This window comes from Mesorhizobium sp. P3_A9 (assembly GCF_056402975.1).
In genome coordinates this window covers 1-541 of the sequence record NZ_JBFUGJ010000828.1, presented here as the reverse complement: position 1 = coordinate 541, position 541 = coordinate 1, and the positions used below count along the sequence as shown (strand labels likewise).

The window sequence follows — 541 nt, the reverse complement described above, 5'->3', positions numbered from 1 at the left end:
CGCCCGAGCAACTGCGCATCCGCACACAAGATATCGGCGGCGGCTTCGGCATCAAGCAGAACCTCTACCCTTATCTGATGATTGCGGCGCTGTGCTCGCGCAAGGTGGGTTATCGCCCAGTGAAGTGGATCGAGGAGCGACGCGAGCACCTGCAGGGCAGCGCACATGGAAACGAGCGGACCTTCCTGGACATCCGTGTCGCGCTCAGGGCCGATGGCGAGATCACCGCCGTGGACGCGCGGCATGTCGACGACTGCGGCGCCTATCCGCGCTATGAGCCTCTCGGCGCTGTCATCTGGAGCCAGGTCGCCCCGGCCTCCTACCGATTGCAGAACCTGCGAATCGATTTCCGCCAGGCAATGACCAACAAATGCCCCGTGGGACCCAACCGCGGCTTTTCGCGAATGCAGAATGTCTGGTTCCTCGAGCGGGTGATCGACATCTGCGCCCATGAGATGGGCATCGCACCCGATGTCATGCGCAAGCGCAACTATGTCCCCGAAATGCCGTGGACCACGCCAAACGGCTGCGTCTACGATTC

Annotated in this window: 1 protein-coding gene; it reads left to right on the top strand. The window is 62.3% G+C overall.

What is annotated here, in order from left to right; genetic code table 11:
• A partial coding sequence (locus tag AC1DX0_RS36965; protein ID WP_477359640.1) for a molybdopterin cofactor-binding domain-containing protein occupies positions 1-541 on the top strand: 541 nt, incomplete at both ends.